The 15,419-nt window shown below is 67.2% G+C and carries 17 protein-coding genes; 8 read left to right on the top strand and 9 right to left on the bottom strand.

Annotation, left to right across the window (positions count from 1 at the left end):
- The gene (locus AC4FS1_RS02520) at positions 1-702 is read right to left on the bottom strand and encodes a TetR/AcrR family transcriptional regulator (RefSeq protein WP_491152362.1); all 702 of its coding nucleotides are present in this window, start codon (positions 700-702) and stop codon (positions 1-3) included.
- A gap of 101 nt (positions 703-803) precedes the next feature.
- Between AC4FS1_RS02520 and AC4FS1_RS02515 the strand changes: the two genes are divergently transcribed.
- A complete protein-coding gene (locus AC4FS1_RS02515) occupies positions 804-2,264 on the top strand; it encodes an MFS transporter (RefSeq protein ID WP_491152361.1) in 1,461 nt (486 codons plus the stop codon).
- A gap of 61 nt (positions 2,265-2,325) precedes the next feature.
- Here the strand turns inward: AC4FS1_RS02515 and AC4FS1_RS02510 are convergent, their stop codons facing one another.
- On the bottom strand, positions 2,326-3,129 hold the full coding sequence (locus AC4FS1_RS02510) for a CGNR zinc finger domain-containing protein (protein WP_491152360.1): 804 nt from the start codon (positions 3,127-3,129) through the stop codon (positions 2,326-2,328).
- 104 nt (positions 3,130-3,233) lie between these two features.
- On the opposite strand from AC4FS1_RS02510, the gene AC4FS1_RS02505 reads away from it, so the two are divergent.
- Positions 3,234-3,815: a ribonuclease H family protein gene (locus AC4FS1_RS02505; protein ID WP_491152358.1), complete on the top strand. Its 582-nt coding sequence runs from the start codon at positions 3,234-3,236 to the stop codon at positions 3,813-3,815.
- A gap of 30 nt (positions 3,816-3,845) precedes the next feature.
- Here the strand turns inward: AC4FS1_RS02505 and AC4FS1_RS02500 are convergent, their stop codons facing one another.
- The 3 genes from AC4FS1_RS02500 to AC4FS1_RS02490 all read right to left on the bottom strand — a co-directional run bounded on the left by AC4FS1_RS02500 (position 3,846) and on the right by AC4FS1_RS02490 (position 5,921).
- Entirely contained in the window at positions 3,846-4,007 is a 162-nt protein-coding gene (locus AC4FS1_RS02500; RefSeq protein WP_491152356.1) for a hypothetical protein, read from the bottom strand.
- A gap of 232 nt (positions 4,008-4,239) precedes the next feature.
- Positions 4,240-4,458, bottom strand: a complete 219-nt coding sequence (locus tag AC4FS1_RS02495; protein ID WP_491152353.1) for a putative acetyltransferase — start codon at positions 4,456-4,458, stop codon at positions 4,240-4,242.
- Entirely contained in the window at positions 4,452-5,921 is a 1,470-nt protein-coding gene (locus AC4FS1_RS02490; protein WP_491155629.1) for an SDR family NAD(P)-dependent oxidoreductase, read from the bottom strand. The genes AC4FS1_RS02495 and AC4FS1_RS02490 overlap by 7 nt, the downstream gene beginning before the upstream one ends.
- A gap of 61 nt (positions 5,922-5,982) precedes the next feature.
- Between AC4FS1_RS02490 and AC4FS1_RS02485 the strand changes: the two genes are divergently transcribed.
- The 4 genes from AC4FS1_RS02485 to AC4FS1_RS02470 all read left to right on the top strand — a co-directional run bounded on the left by AC4FS1_RS02485 (position 5,983) and on the right by AC4FS1_RS02470 (position 8,599).
- Positions 5,983-6,402, top strand: coding sequence for an NUDIX hydrolase (locus AC4FS1_RS02485; protein ID WP_491152351.1), 420 nt, complete (start codon positions 5,983-5,985; stop codon positions 6,400-6,402).
- Positions 6,403-6,598: 196 nt separating this feature from the next.
- A complete protein-coding gene (locus tag AC4FS1_RS02480) occupies positions 6,599-7,543 on the top strand; it encodes a hypothetical protein (protein WP_491152349.1) in 945 nt (314 codons plus the stop codon).
- A gap of 175 nt (positions 7,544-7,718) precedes the next feature.
- Positions 7,719-8,102 (top strand): ArsR/SmtB family transcription factor, encoded by a 384-nt coding sequence (locus tag AC4FS1_RS02475; RefSeq protein ID WP_491152347.1) that lies wholly within the window; start codon positions 7,719-7,721, stop codon positions 8,100-8,102.
- Positions 8,099-8,599, top strand: a complete 501-nt coding sequence (locus AC4FS1_RS02470; protein ID WP_491152345.1) for an SRPBCC family protein — start codon at positions 8,099-8,101, stop codon at positions 8,597-8,599. The genes AC4FS1_RS02475 and AC4FS1_RS02470 overlap by 4 nt, the downstream gene beginning before the upstream one ends.
- Positions 8,600-8,642: 43 nt before the next feature.
- Here AC4FS1_RS02470 and AC4FS1_RS02465 read toward each other — a convergent pair whose 3' ends face one another.
- Positions 8,643-8,912, bottom strand: a complete 270-nt coding sequence (locus AC4FS1_RS02465; protein WP_491152343.1) for a hypothetical protein — start codon at positions 8,910-8,912, stop codon at positions 8,643-8,645.
- A gap of 188 nt (positions 8,913-9,100) precedes the next feature.
- Here AC4FS1_RS02465 and AC4FS1_RS02460 point away from each other — a divergent pair, with 188 nt between their 5' ends.
- Positions 9,101-10,189 carry a hypothetical protein gene (locus tag AC4FS1_RS02460; RefSeq protein ID WP_491152341.1) on the top strand — a complete coding sequence of 363 codons (1,089 nt, stop codon included), beginning with the start codon at positions 9,101-9,103 and terminating at the stop codon, positions 10,187-10,189.
- A gap of 269 nt (positions 10,190-10,458) precedes the next feature.
- Here the strand turns inward: AC4FS1_RS02460 and AC4FS1_RS02455 are convergent, their stop codons facing one another.
- The 3 genes from AC4FS1_RS02455 to AC4FS1_RS02445 form a co-directional block, all read right to left on the bottom strand.
- Entirely contained in the window at positions 10,459-11,535 is a 1,077-nt protein-coding gene (locus AC4FS1_RS02455) for a phage tail sheath family protein (RefSeq protein ID WP_491152339.1), read from the bottom strand.
- Positions 11,536-12,112: 577 nt separating this feature from the next.
- Entirely contained in the window at positions 12,113-12,421 is a 309-nt protein-coding gene (locus tag AC4FS1_RS02450; RefSeq protein WP_491152337.1) for a hypothetical protein, read from the bottom strand.
- 485 nt (positions 12,422-12,906) lie between these two features.
- Entirely contained in the window at positions 12,907-14,457 is a 1,551-nt protein-coding gene (locus AC4FS1_RS02445; protein WP_491152335.1) for a tyrosinase family protein, read from the bottom strand.
- Between the two features lie 288 nt (positions 14,458-14,745).
- Here AC4FS1_RS02445 and AC4FS1_RS02440 point away from each other — a divergent pair, with 288 nt between their 5' ends.
- A complete protein-coding gene (locus tag AC4FS1_RS02440) occupies positions 14,746-15,021 on the top strand; it encodes a hypothetical protein (protein WP_491152334.1) in 276 nt (91 codons plus the stop codon).
- The last annotated feature ends 398 nt before the right edge of the window (positions 15,022-15,419 follow it).

The raw sequence follows: 15,419 nt of genomic DNA, 5'->3' as shown, positions 1-15,419 counted from the left end.
TCATGATCCCGCTCGTTCGCTCTCCCCGACGGTGGGGTCCGTGGAATCCGGGTGCGGGGATGCGGCGGCGGCTCCGCGCACGCCCGCGATGGCCGCCTCGACGACGACGGCGGCAAGCGCGTCGATCACGGCGGGCGGTTGCCACTGCAGCGGGCCGTGCACGGCGATGTCCGCGAACCCGTGGACGGCCGACCAGCACGCCCACTCGGCGTTCGGACGGCGTTCGGCAGCGAGGGCTCCTGTGCCGACCATCGCATCCAGTGCATCCAGAAGCAGCCGGAAGGGCTCCACCACCTCGCCGTCAAGGGTCACGATCGCGTCGCTCGGAGTCTGGTCGTGCACAGCGAACGCCAGTTCGAACCATCCCGGCTCGGCTCTGGCGAAGTCGATGTAGGCCAGTCCGATGGACCGGAGGCGCTCGACGGATGCTGCGGCGGTGGAGACGTCACCTGTCTCGGCCTGCGCCCGCGCGAGGATCGCCCGGGCGAGGGCGAGCTGGGCTTCCGCGGCAGCTGCGCGCACCAGCTCGCCCCGATCGGCGAAGTGACGGTACGCCGCGTTGGGCGAGACTCCGGCGGCGCGTGTCACCTCGCGCAGGGTGACCGCGGCCGGGCCTCCCGTCCGCGCTCGGGCGAAGCCCTCCTCGATCAGCGCGCGTCTGAGGTCACCGTGATGATAGGTGCGCGCCTCGATACTCGTCATTGCATTGCCCAACCTCGGTGTGTACGGTGTGAACATCAATGTACACGGTGTCCACATAGACGGCGCACTCCGTCACCCGTCCGGCGCGAAAGAAGCCCGCCATGACCGAATCCGACCTCCCCTCGGGGCAGCTCGAGGAACGCGCGCAGGGGGGTCCGGGCCCGGGGACGGTACGTGCGTTCTACCAGGTGCTCGCCAACACCGCCGTCGCGAACGTCACCTCCAGCTACCTGTGGTGGGCGCTCACCTTCTGGGCGTACCTGGAGACTCGCTCAGTACTCGCGACCGCCATCATCGGTGGCTCCTACATGCTGTTGGTCGCCGTTCTCGGTGTCGTGTTCGGCGTGATCGTCGACCGGCTCAAGAAGAAGGCCGTCATGGTGCTTTCCAGCGTCGTGACCCTGGCGACGTATCTCCTGGCCGGCGCCCTGTACCTGTCATTCCCGGAGAGCGTCCTCGTGAACTGGGGAGGACCGTGGTTCTGGGTGTTCGCGGGCGTCATCCTCATCGGCGGCGTGGTGGAGAACCTGCGCAACATCGCGCTTTCGACCACCGTCACGCTCCTCGTGCCCGCCGATCGCCGGGACCGCGCGAACGGCCTGGTCGGCGCGGTCCAGGGCATCGCATTCATGGTCACGAGCGTCTTCTCCGGTTTGTCCATCGGGCTCCTCGGGATGGGCTGGACCGTCGTCATCGCCATCGTGGCCACCGGAGTCGCCCTCATCCACTTGCTCTTCGTCCCGATTCCCGAGCGAGGTGTCGCGCATGTAGAAGGCGAGGTGCCCCGGGGCTTCGGCTTCCGGGAGGTCATCCCCGCCGTCGTGGTGGTACCCGGACTTCTGGCCCTGATCCTCTTCTCGACCTTTAACAACCTCGTCGGCGGGGTGTTCATGGCACTGATGGACCCCTACGGGCTCACCCTCTTCTCGGTCGAGGTGTGGGGCATCGTCCTCGGGGTGACGAGCATCGGCTTCATCCTCGGTGGCGGGCTGGTCGCGAGGTTCGGGCTGGGCAAGAACCCGGTGCGCACCCTGCTGGTGGTCAACGTCGGGATCGCGCTCCTCGGAATGACCTTCGCCATCCGCGAGTGGTGGTGGGTGTATGCCCTCGGGATTCTCGTCTTCATGGCCCTCATGCCGATCGCCGAGGCGGCCGAGCAGACGATCGTGCAGCGCGTCGTGCCGTTCGAGAAGCAAGGACGCGTCTTCGGGTTCGCCGCGAGCATGGAGTCCGCCGCAGCACCCGTCTCGTCGTTCCTCATCGGACCGCTTGCGCAGTTCTGGCTCATCCCGTTCATGAACTCCCAGCCCGGACGCGACTCGTTCGGCTGGCTCCTCGGCCCCGGCGAGGCCCGCGGCATCGCGCTCGCGTTCGTCGGTGCGAGCTCCGTGCTGCTGGTCGTCGTGCTCCTGGCCTTCCTCTCCCAGCCGTACCGCCGACTTTCTGCCGCCTACGCGGCGGCCCCGCCATCCCTCCCTGCGGCGGGTGAGGATGCGGTGGCATCGGACCCGGAGCAACGCACGCCGGAACCACGCCCCACGGTTCAGCCGCCGGTGGGATAGGGGCCACGACGCGGCGCCGTCGGCCGTCCGCGCAGAGGCTCAGCAGGCTTCGCCGACACGCTCAGCGGGGTTCGTGAACGTCCACCCCGCGGCCCGTTCGCAACGCCCGCGCCACCAGGTTGGGCCGGTAGTCGAGCTCCTCGATGGCGGCGAGGACACGCCGCCGAGTGGGCTCCGACACGTTCACCGTGCCGGTCACCACGTTGGAGACGGTCTTGACGGAGACCCCGGCGCGGGCCGCGACGTCGACCATCCGCGGCACACGTTGTCCTGCATCCGCCAGCGGAAGGGCATCCTCGGCTGATGCCGCGGGCGAGTTACGGCGGCGCATCTTGATGTAGTTGCCGCACCCCTGCATCGAGCACCAACGCCCCGACCGGTTCCGGGAGTCATCCCAGTACGCCCATCGGCACGAATCCCGCGAGCAGGCTTTCACCCGCATCCAGGTGCCGTCCGTCCGGGCGGTGTCGATGGCGAGGACGATCGGCGCAAGCGGTGCGGGGCTCGTCCCGGGGGCGATGCTCGAGAGCGCCGGGCCGGCGTCCTCGCCGAACGCCATCCGCACCGGTACGTGCTGCAGGGCGTCGTTGAGGTCGGCGAGCGAGCCGGGGAGCGCTTCGTGGCCGGCGTGCGTCAGCAGCACCTCCCTGAGCCCCTCCCGGATGCGGCGGGCGAGAACGAGGTCATCCTCCGTCACGTCAGCGGAGAGTTCCCCGACCCGTTCGCGCAGCCAATCTGCGAGCGCGGACGGCGACGTCCAGGTCTCGTCGTCGACCTGCCACTCCACCGTGTTGACGAAGTCGCGCAACAGACGCGCCGCCGCCGGCACGGTTTCGGGCGCTCGCCCCTCCGTACTCCGAACCATGACACCAGTAAAGGCATGACGAAGGTGTTGCACAAGAGAGGGAGCGTCGGACGCGCCGCCGTCGGGCACCGGGCGCGCGCCGCCGGCGTGAAAGGATTTCGGATGTGCCACAGAGTTCCACACCCCCAGATCCGGAGTACATCGTCGCGACCGATGGCGCCTGCAAGGGCAACCCCGGACCGGCAGGATGGGCCTGGGTTGGCATGGATGGCGAGTGGGCGGCGGGGTCGGTACCCCTGGGCACGAACAACATCGGTGAACTGCTCGGGCTGCTTCGCGCCCTGCAGTACCACGCCGATGTGCCGAACCTCCGGGTGCAGGCCGACTCGAAATACGCCATCGACACCTACGCCTCCTGGATGGACGGCCACCGTCGACGCGGCTGGAAGACCTCCACCGGTGCACCGACGAAGAACCGCGACATCCTCGAGCTGCTGATCACCGCGCGCGATGCGCGCGAAGCTGCGGGACTCCCGCCCGTGACTCTCGAACATGTCCGCGGGCATGCCGGGCACGTGCTGAACTCGTGGGCCGACAACCGTGCGGTCCGGGCTTCTCACCACGCTGCATCCGGCCTCGCGAAGGAATGGGCCACACGCGCCGGTCAGGAGCGGGTCGACGTGAGCGCGATGCCGCCGAAGAGCGGGGAAGACAAGCCCAAGCCCCGCCGCGCACGGACCGCCTGATCCGCGGCCGGCGAGACCCACGACCGGGCGTCAGCGGAACGGGTTCTGCGCGCTGCCGTCGCCCGTGTCGGTGACACCCGCCGCGTGGCCCTGATCCCACGCATCCCCGCGAGCCTCGAGGTCCCGCGACAGGGCGTCGGCGTCGAGGATGCGCTTGGCCAGACGGACCCAGTCGCCCCATTGCGCGTCCACGGCACCGTGCTCCGCCGACCCAGCGCTGACCTCCCAGCGCTCGGGGGCGTCTGCCGGCTGAAGCGAGAGTGTACCGACGCTGATTGTGCGTCTGCGCGGATCCGGCATAGGTGACCGTCCTGACTGCGGGGGGACCTGGTTCTGCCTTCATCGTCCCCCTCTGATGCGGCCTGTCGTGGGAGGCGCTCGGCGCTCGAGAGAACCTGTTGCGCCCGCGCACCACGCCGACTGCCTACTGCGCCGGTCGGCGCGGGCGCGGGTCGGGCGGGGGCGGCACTTCCTTCGCGGCGATGATGTCGGCCACGGGGATGCGTTCCACGCCCCGCTTGCCGTCGACCACCACCGTCGAACCGTCGGCGCTCAGGAGCTGGCCCAGCGCATCGGTTGCCTGTCCGGACGGAAGGAGGTAGCGGATGACCACCCGGCGCCCGACTGGAGGCAGCTTCACCATGCGCCGGGCGCGTAATCCTTCAGGAACACCCCGAACAGGTCTTCGCCCGCTTCGCCCCGCACGATGGGGTCGTACACGCGGGCGGCGCCGTCGACGAGGTCGAGCGGCGCGTGGAACCCCTCTTCGGCGAGCCGGACCTTCGTCGGGTGGGGGCGCTCATCGGTGATCCAGCCGGTGTCGACGCTCGTCATGAGGATGCCGTCGGTCTCGAACATCTCGCGGGCGCTCGTACGCGTGAGCATGTTCACCGCCGCCTTGGCCATGTTGGTGTGCGGATGCCCGGGACCCTTGTATCCGCGACCGAAGACGCCTTCCATCGCGCTGACGTTGACGATGTAGGTGCGTCGGGCACTGCTCGCGGCCAGCGACGGACGGAGTTTGGAGACCAGGAGGAACGGCGCGGTGGTGTTCGCCAGCTGCACCTCCAGCATCTCCAGGGGGTCGACCTCGTCGACGCGCTGGGTCCACGAGTTCGCATCGTGCAGGTCGGGGATGAGCCCGCCCGCGTCGATCGCGGTTCCGGCAGCCAGTCGCTCGAGCGAGCTCGACCCGGCCGTCATCGCCTGCTCGGTCAGCTCATCGGCACGCTCGGCCGCAGCCGCGAGAATCGGGTGCGCGGCAACCGAACGCTCGAGTGCCTTCGGGTGCTGGTCATTCGTGTGGCCGAAGGTGACCAGCTCCGGCAACGGGCCGTCCGGGAGCGGGGCGAGTTCGGCATCGACGAGCGGCTGGTACGCCCCCGGCGAGCGGCGAACCGTCTGGGTCGCGTTGTTGATCAGGATGTCGAGGGTGCCGGCTGACGCGACATCCTCGGCCAGTCCGACCACCTGTGCCGGATCGCGCAGATCGATCCCGACGACCTTGAGGCGGTGCAGCCACTCCGGAGCATCCGGCAGGCTGCTGAAGCGGCGCACGGCGTCGCGGGGGAACCGCGTGGTGATCGTCGTGTGAGCTCCGTCGCGCAGCAGGCGCAGGGCGATGTACATGCCGATCTTCGCGCGACCGCCGGTGAGCAGTGCGCGCTTACCCGTGAGATCGGTGCGCGCGTTGCGCTTCTCATGGCTCATCGCCGCACACGTGGGGCAGAGTTGGTGGTAGAACGCGTCCACGACCGTGTACGGCTGCTTGCAGATGTAGCACCCGCGTGCCTTGATCAGGGTGCCGGCGGTGGGCGCGGTCGTCGCGGTGGTGATCGGGACTCCGCGGGTCTCGTCGTCGATCCGATCGGCAGCGCCGGTCGCGGTGGCGGCGACCACCTCGCGGTCGGCCTGAGCGATCGCATCGCGGATCCCGCGGCGCCGCTCCTTCTTGGCCGCCTTGAACATGTGCGCGGTCGCCCGGCGAACGGCGATGAAGTCCGGATGCGACTGATCGACGTGGGCGATCTCTTGGAGCACGTCCAAAGCGACGGCCAAACGCTCCGGATCGATGCCGCTGGACGGCGTGGCGGGGGCGTCGGACATCTCAGGAAGCACACGCGATTCTACGTCGGCCGACATGGGCGGATGCTGTTACCGTGCGACGGTGCACTCCTCCCCCGTTCCCCCCGTGACCCGCCGCATCCACGTGTCGGCCGCCGTGATCGCGGATGCGGAGGACCGCCTGCTGCTCGTGCGCAAGGAAGGCACCTCCGCGTTCATGCAGCCGGGTGGGAAGCCGGAGCCGGGCGAGTCGGCGAGCGAGACCCTCTGCCGCGAACTCGCGGAGGAGATCGGCGTCCATGTGCGTCCGGAAAACCTGCGCGCTCTCGGGACCTACACGGCCGCTGCGGCCAACGAACCGGGGTTCGTCGTCGTCGCCGAGGTATTCGCGGTCGACATCGGCTCGCAGCGTCCCGAAGCCCGGGCGGAGATCGCGGAGCTTCGGTGGGTGTCGGGAGCGGAGGCCGAGCACCTTGAGGTCGCACCGCTCGCGCGCGAGAACTTCCTGAATGCCGCGCCCTGACCGCCGCGCGGAGCCGCGCCACTCCTCAGTATCTCCTTCAAACCCTCCGGCAAAGGGTGCCCCCCCCTCGCGCGCCGTTAGTTCCCGGGCTCCGGGAGCGGCCCGCCACCTGGACGACCCTCCGCGGGGAGTGACTAGCCGCACCCCGCCGCCGAAGGTAGGGTGAGCCAACGCCTGGTCCTGGGGAGGCACCGGTATGGCCCGTTGGGGATTGGGAACCGCGTCGATCTTCGTCGTCGCCCTTGTGTCCGGGGGGTGGCTGGGGTTCACGGCGACCGCACAGCCGGCCCTGACGACGCTCGATCTCAAGGACAAGATCGAGCTGTGGGCGGAGAGCGAAGACGCAGAGTTCGGCCTCACCTGGCAACTTGCGCACGACGGGAGAGTCGAGCTGCGCGTTCACCGGACTATGAACCGGCAAGCCGACAGAGATGTGACCGCCCTCGTAGTGCTCGCGTGTGGCGCGCGTCTGAAGGACGCTACGCCGCGCCTAGACTTCCAGCAGATCGAACCGCCCCCTCACGAGCTGACACCGGCCGGGGATCCGGCGGGATGCGGTCAGTTGGGTCAAGCAGTGGGTCGCACCGAACTGGAGTACCAGCTTCTGACTGTTGACCTCCGCCCTGGAGACGGGCTGGTCCTCACCGGAACCCCGGTGGAGGCGTGGACAACTGACACGCTCGGATCGCGATTGGCGCGCACGCCTCAGATGTCGTCGATCTCTGCCGGTCAGGAGGAAGCGAGTACCCCTGAGGAGCTGAAGCCGCTCAGCTTCTCCCACTTTCCGCTGCTCGAGGAACGCGGCGCGGTGCGGCCGCGAGCCTCCAGCTTCACAGCCGTCTTACTGTCAACCGCGACCGAGGAGCGCCAAGCCGTCTACGGACCGTCCGCAGATGGGGTGGTCGAGCACACCGACAATGAGGTCGTCGATTGGGGCGACGGTGGATTCATCCATTCCGTCCAGTGGAGAGGAGACGGCGTCCAAACGCTCGGGCCAGGGATCGTGAGGTGGTCCGAGCCGGCGGGCGCGAATAGGACACAGATCTTCCTCCTCCTATCGGGCGTCCTACTCGGCGTGGCCGCCGCACTTCTCATCGAGAGCATCCTCGAGCGGTCGAGAAGAAGGCTCCCCCGCCCCTGACGCTGGGCCCGTCATCCTGTCCCCTGGTACCAGTAGGTGCCGGCAGCCGGTGCCGAGCAGGCGGAGCTGGCGCCGCTCGCGCGGGAGATTTCCTCTCCGCTGAAATCCCCGGGGCAACATCTCCCGGAGCATTCTCTATCTCGACAACACGTAACACTCCGGTTACGCTTCGCGGGTGGATGTCTTCGAGTGCCTCGCCGACGCGACGCGTCGCCGGCTGCTGGGTGTGCTCGCGCACCGCGAGCACACCGCAGGGGAGCTCGCCGCCCTCGAGCCGATCAGCCGCCCCGCGGTCAGCCGTCACCTGCGCGTGATGCTGGAATCCGGCCTCATCGGCGCCGTCGCCGACGGCCGCCACCGGCGATACCGCTTGCGGGCGGAGAAGCTCGAGGCGGTTGAGGAGTACCTCAGGACGCTGAGGCGTCCGCCTGTGCCGGAGTCCGCGTTCGACGCGCTCGACCTGGAGGTGCGCCGGGCTTCGCGCGACCACCGCCATTCCGCGTCCCCGAAGGAGCGCACCGGGGGCGCGGCATCCATCGACACCGAGGAGATCGCATGAGCAATCCCACTCCGACCGGCGCCGTCGGCGAAGGCCCGCGGGGCCGCGAGGTGCAGTTCGTCCGCCGGTACCGCGCCGAACCCGACGCGGTCTGGGCGGCCCTCACCGAGTCTGATCGCCTGGAGCGCTGGATCGGCCGATGGGAGGGCGACCCCACCACCGGGACGGTCACCTTCTTCATGACCGCCGAGGGCGACGACGTCGAAGGCGAAGCGGTCTCGATCGTGGAATGCGATCGGCCCAAGCGCTTCGCCGCGGACACCGCGGTGGGCGACCAGCGCTGGCATCTGCGCTTCGACCTGGAGCAGGAGGCCGGTGGCGTGACGGTGCTCACCTTCGCCCAACTGTTGTCCGACGGCGACATGTCGAGCGTCGGGCCGGGCTGGGAGTACTACCTCGACCGGCTCACGGCCGTCATGGACGGTGCCGACGTCGATGGGGTCGACTTCGCGGACTACTACCCCAACATGGAGGAGTACTACGGGGCGCTCGCCTAGACCGGCTCAACTCTTCTGACAGGGGGAACCCCCGTCCGCCGACCTACCAGACGGTGCCGCCGCCGATGGAGATGCCGCCCCATGTCAGCGCGATGAAAATCCCGGCGAACACGACAGGCGCGATGCCCTTGCCGCTGCGCGCGAGCCCTTTGAGAAGGGCGATCACGGCGAGAATCGCGGCGATGATCGAGAGCCCGCCGCCGAGGATCAGCCCGATGAACAGCGGAACGGGCATGAGCACGAGGCCCGCCAGCGCGACCCAGAACGCGGCCCAGGCAGACGGGTTGGAGGTGCGTTCGACAGAGGAGGCCATGCATCCATTATCTCGTGTTCATGAGCGCAACGCCGTGAGACCGCGCTGCTCGTCCTGCTGCGGCCGGCGCCGGCGCGCGTCACTCCGCGGCTCTCGGCCTTCGAAAGGGGAACAGGGGCAGCACATCTTCGTGGTGAGCGGCGCATCGAGGCTCGCGCACTGCGGTCATCGCGCGATAGACAGGGCGCGTGACGAGCGAAGCGCGTACGTTTCCCAGCCCTCGGATGCTGGGGGCACTGTTGATCGCCGTGAGTATCGCGGTCGGAATCGCGGCGGGGTGGCTGATCTCCGTGGCGCCTTGGGCGATCCTCGCCGCGTGTCTTCTCACCCTCGCGACGATCGGCATGGGCGTCGGCGTGCTCTGGTGGTTGCGTCCCAGTTGGGCGAATAAGACGTGGCCGCCCACAGGTCACGAGCTCCCGGCGGCCGTTCGTGCGCGGCGAAGCCTGCGGAATCTCGGGGTCATCCTGCTCGCACCGCTCCCTCTTGCTGTCGCCGGACTCGCCTGGGCGCTCGCCGACGCCTCGCTCGGATGGGAGCGGGTGCTCGTTCTCACGTTCTTCGTCATCATCTACGGGACCGCCGGCGCCTGGTTCCTCCGCGCGTCCAGATTCGACGCTGATGCGGCCACACAGCGCGACTCGTATGTGACGCGCCCCACGGTGAAGGCTGGACCGCTCGACCCGGAGGGGTGGCGTGCGCTCGGCGGGCCGCTGAAGGGGACCTTGCCCGCCGCCACCATCGCACCGTTCGCCATTGCGGTGGCGGTGGTCCCCGCGCAGCTGCTGCTCATGCTGGACGACATCACGTGGGGCATCCTGATCGGGTTCGTCGCCGTCGCCCTCGGCGCGGTTGTGGGGCTGGTGGCGCTCCGCCGATACCGGACGCCGGTCGAGGCGAACCCGTCGACCAAACTCGTTCGCCTTGGAGGGAAGACGCTGCCGTGGGCAGACGTGACCAGAGCAGAGCTGGTCGTCGACCCGTTGTGGGCCGGAGCGCCGCGAACGCTGATCCTCACCCTCGGTGACGGCTCGAACCGTCGCGGACGCGTGGTCCTCCGCAGAAAGGGAAACCTCGAACTGAGCAAGGAAGAAACTGAACTCGCCCTGCGCATCATCGACGCATCCACCATCGAAATGCCTCGCGACAAAGACGACCCGCGCGGACGCTTCTCCCGACAGCTTTACCCCAACAGCCTCACCAAGACCGAAGCCTCAGCGCTCATCGCCCAGCCTCCGGGAATGAATGACGACCTGCCGATCAGCATGCCCCACTAGGTCATGTCTCAGTCAGTGCAGCAGTTAGCCGGTCGCGAGCGGCGCAGTGCCGGGTCGTGGAAGACCGAGCCTCGGAGCGCCAGCGGAGAAGCGAGGCTATGCCGCGAAAGCCCGGAATGGAGTCACTCGTGAACGCTGCGCTCGCTCCGTCGGAGTCGGGCTGACAGGTCGTAGCATCACGGTCGCCGCGCACGAGACGCAGATGGACAGTTCGTCCACCCTAACGAGCCTCTCTCTCCACGAGAGATCCACCGGCACGCCCGGTCGCGCTATGTCGTCGCTGCGCGAGCCGTGATCCTCAGCACCATGAACTCAGCGGGTTTGGTCGGTGCGAATCCGACCAAACACACGAGGGTGCCGGCCGCGATCTCGGCGTCGGTCATGGTGCTTCGGCCGCACCGGACGAAGTAGGCCTCCTGGGCAGTCTGGCCACGAAAGGCGCCTCTTCGCCACAGCTCGTCCAGAAGCGTCGAAACATCCCGGCCCACCGCGCCCCACAAATGCGGGCCGTTGGGTTCGAACTCCGTCCACCCGAGGCCGCGCGTTAGGGAGGCCTCGAGGAAGAGAGCCAAGCGCCTGACCGGCAGGAACTTCCACTCCCGTTCGGCCGAAAGCGTGCGAGCGCCCCACAACACCGTTCCCCGACCCGGAAAGGCGGCGATGACATTGATGCCGAGCGCGCTGCAGGCCTCGCGCTGCGCTGTGGTGAGGTCCACTGCCGGGGCGAGAACGCCGGGCAGCGCGCCCCGAGGTCCCGTCGCAGCGGTGAAGACATCGGTCACCGTCAACGCGCCGGCGACCGACCCGAGCGGAGAGATCGTCTGGCGCCGGCCCGAGCTCGTCCCCCGGTGCACCCGCGGCCAGAACAGCGCTGCATCCGGGCCCTCGACTCCCACCGCCGCAGCCGGACCCGCGGCCATCGCCGTCTCGGCCGACTCAGTATCTGACCATGGGCCCTCGACCAGCAGCGTTACCGGGCGGGAGGCGAGCGCCTCCGCCACGGCGGCGATCACCGCTAGAGGCGCGGCAGGATCAGCCACGACGGCGACGAGCGAGGCATCCGGATGCAGGTCGGGGATCGTCGATCGCGCGGCTTCGGGCGTCAGCTCCGGCAGCGGCGCGACCCACGCGCGCCGACCGCCGGCGAGGAAGAACATCTCGACGGCGGTTGTGAGCGCACCCGGTTGCGGCGACCGCTGGGCGAATTCGGACATGCTGTGGACGAGTGCCGGGCGCCCGTCGCCCGCTCCGAGGAACGCCGGTATGTCGGTGGGGACCGACGCAATCGGATGCGGCGGGACGCTGCGCGGTCGGGGGGCATCACCGGTTGCGGGTCCACTCTGCATGCGCGCATGCTAGACGCTCCGGCGGGCCGTGACCATCCGTGCGGCGAGCACTCGTCCGAGGACGAGATCGCAGCGCGGTCGGCTCGCCGTCAGCGCCGTCATGGCATATGCAGTCCCGCGGTGGTTACCCCGAGCGGCCGCGACCTCGAGATGCCCGGCGTGCTCGTCCTACGCGCGGGGTCGGCCCGCACTGCACCTGTTGCGATCAGGCGCAGCATTTCGCTTGGAATGGAGCCCTCGAACCATGGAAGTAGGTCGACAGGGGATGCCTGTGTTCAACGAATGCTGGGGATCCACAAAGTGCTCGCATGCATCGCTCTTCTGTTCCTCGCCATCCATGGGTCGCTCGTAAGGTGTCGGGGGTCCTGCTACCGGCGCGGTGATAGGGCCAGCTGCCTGTCGCGTTTGTCGTTCCGTGAGCGGACATGGCTGCGGGCGGGTGTTGCGAGAACCTGGACGCTTAGCGGCGCGACACAACCATCCCGCCCACCAACGATGCAGCTGAGGGCCGCTTTCGCGCTGCGCCGAATCAGTGGCTTTGATCGTCAGAGTCGGTGAGATCGATGAATGCGTCGCGCTACGGATGAGCGCGGGCAACGTCGGCAGGTGGGATCTCATGAGGACGTGCCGCGGCGTTGGAGTCGGCCTTGCCGTAGGGAACGATCTCCACCGCAACGAAATCCCAGCGGTACAACGTGGTTCCTGCTGCAGGGCGCTGCGAGGTGATGTAGTAAAGCCCTGGCCATGCCAGCGCACCGATCGGCGGGCCGTCCGGATCGGGGTTAGCGAGTGTCACGCCCGCGTCGCCGGCCACATCCCGGCCGACATGAAATGGAAGCCCGAAGACATCAGGCACTGTCACCTGATCCGCGAACCGCTCCGTCATGAGTCCGACGCACGCCCAGATCAGCACCCTCCGATACGCCCCATCGAGCACCGGCTGACGCTCAGTCTGGATCGGAAGGTATCGTGCATGCGTGAATGAACGCCCGCTTCCTAGCATCGGCGCACCCCCTATCAGGGCGCTCGCCGAGGCTGGGGTGCTGAACTTGGACGACGTCAAGAGAGTCGGCGTTACGCATCTGGAAACACTCCACGGAGTCGGGCCCAAGGCGATCCAGCTGCTCGCAGCAGCGCTCGAAGAATAGCGAACCGCCTCGCACGTAGAGCGACCCCAGCCGGTCACACGCGATGGAAGTGTCAGTAGATCCGACCAGTGGTACGAACCGCAAGTCGATCACAGGATCATCGGGGCTCTGTTGCGTTCGCTGGCCTGATCGGAAGCTCGCATCTCCCGGCTCGTGGACCTACTATCCCCCGTACTGACTCCAGCACGGGGTGGTCTCGCTTAGTTCGAGATTCGGGGTGCGTCTATCGCGGTTCGCCGACGATGCCGCTCCCGGAGAGTAAAACACTGTGTGGCCCGTTATCCGCGTCGCTGTCGATAATGAGTTGGGTGCTCATCGATCCGGAATTTGAGGGGCTGAAGAGAACTGTGAGTTCCAGCGATCGGCACGGCTCGATGTAGCCGCTGACCTTTTGCCACCGAAACGGTCCCGTCCCGGGCTTGACCTCAACCCGGATGGCATGCGTTCCGATGTTGCGCATCACGACCTGACGACCTTCAACGTCACGGATCGACGCGCGACCGTACCCGATGCTGGGCGGACCGACGCGTAGACGCCTTGTACTATCGGCGAGCTTGATCGCTGGCATAACTTCTGGATCGAAGACCTCGATAGGGATCTCGCCGATTTCTTCATTCGGGCCGACCCCACCGCCTTCGATCGATTCAGATCGCCTAGCCTGGCGCTCCACAAGTTCTTGCTCTAGCTGAGTATCACCAAGGTAGATGGTCCCTAGCTCGGGATGGTCAAGCATGGATCGTGGCGTAGCGCCGCCCGCCATAGGTTCGTCCTCGGGCACGCGAGACGAATAGCTCCGGTTGTCGACATTGGCTGGGTCGAGGTTGTACTGGTCCGCAAGAGGGTGAAGCTTTTGCCAGAACGCCCAGAGGCGGTCGATGTTGCAGTGGTGCAAGTAGAAGAGCGGATCGGCAGGGCTATACGGGGTCATCATCGTCCCGCCGACGAATTGGTGAGCGACACTGTGAGCTGCGTTTTCGATCTCGCGAAAGCTGGCGAAACCGGGTCGCTCAAGATACCAGGCAATATTGCTCAGTTTGGGTTGATTGTCTGCTGCGTCCTCTGAGGCGTCCCCGACGCCGTGAGCGTGGTGACCGGCGTCTCCCGGCCTCGCGCCTCGCTCAAATCCGCCTTCCTCTGGCCGCCAATCATCAAACATTCCGCCACTATTTGAACGTCCTCCAAAGAAGGACTTCCACGGCTCATCGTCGAGCGCCCATGAGTCGTCTCGCGTCCAGTCCCAGTACGGCAAGTGGACGCGGGGGTTGATCCGCTGGAGGTGCTTCTCGAATCGCAGGAGAAAGTGTCGGTGCCATGGCAAGAAGGCCGGTCCGAAGTGAACCTGAGACCACGCATCGGAATGCTCGCTGGCAAAGGCGCGAATGATGCCACTCTCCCACAGAGCGTTGAGGGCGACCCCAAACTCCCTTCGAGAACCCTCATTCATTGACATGAAATCGGGGCGAGCGCAGTACAGCCGTGAGGGACCAACGACTTGGCCGGTGGGAGGCGGTGGTGACGACAGAGTCAGCTGACGGCGCGAGATCACCGTGACGTCACCACCGCCGAGCATCTCGCGGACAGCGCTTAAGAGTGAGTACTCAGGGGCCGCGTACGCATCCGCGTACATGGTGTACCCCGAAGAGTTCACCCAGTAGCGCTGACGCTCGCCATCGATAAGTACATCCTGGTGGCCGGCGACCGCTCGGACTTCCACCGTGTGAGACCCGACGAGGAGTAGGTCCGCCCATTCCTCATCGAGCGCGACGATCTCCACGTCCTTCGCCAGTGAGGCTGACTTTCGAGGTGCCACGGCTTGACCCCTGACTCGGCAAGCTCCGCACTAAGCCAGCCGTTGATTCTGGGTTACACCCGCGACTCATCTGCGTCAAGAACCCGTTGCGAACTCTCACTCACCGAGCCCGTCGACGCCCGCTCATCGCCACACGGCCGTTGCTCTTCGCGAGCAGTGCCCGGGTGGGGATCCGCTAACGAACCCCCTCCGCGGTAAGCGGCGGCAGTCTCAGAGCCGTCGCGACAAATTCGGCCGGTGTAGTTTTGCGGCATGCGCGACATCACTACGCCGATAGGCCCGGCGGCGTACCGTCGATTCCTCAAGCGCAGCACTGCATTCCGCGCGGTAATCGCAATACCGCTTGCCGCCGGCTTGGTTGTTCTCGCAGTGCTTGGCGGCACGCAGGATGCACAGATTTTGCCCTTGTTCTGGATCAACATCGGTTTGCTCGTCTTCGACGTGCTGTGGGTCGTGTGGGGCCTTCAACAGATCGGCAAACTCACCGACGACGCTCACCGAGACACCCAACCCCTTCAGGACGTCTGATACGTGTTGATCACCCACTCCCCATTACGGAACGTCTGACCCACTCGGGGATCGGGCTGCGGGCACCAGGAGAGAGTGCGCCGTAGGCTCGGACCATGGAGCCAAGGGCGCGCGGATGGTGGGTTACCGGGAGCGCACTCCTCGTACTCGTTGGGGTGATAGTCACCATCGTCTATTTCTTCCGGCCGTGGCGCAGTTGCGATTACGAGGACACGTCGGCGGGATGCGCAATGCTCCCCGCCGACGCAACCGTTATGGCCCTGGCAGCGGTCATGACGCTCGTGTCGGTTGGTGTGTTCGTACTTGCACTCTTCGCCAAGGAGCGCTCGGCTGTCCGGTGAAGCACCGGGTTTCGGGCGGGTGCCGGATCGGACGTGCCTCAACCGTTGGTACGGGAA

This window comes from Microbacterium sp. Z12_35, from assembly GCF_058310475.1.
The sequence above is the reverse complement of the archived record's forward strand: the minus strand, read 5'-3'. Positions and strand labels throughout refer to the sequence as shown.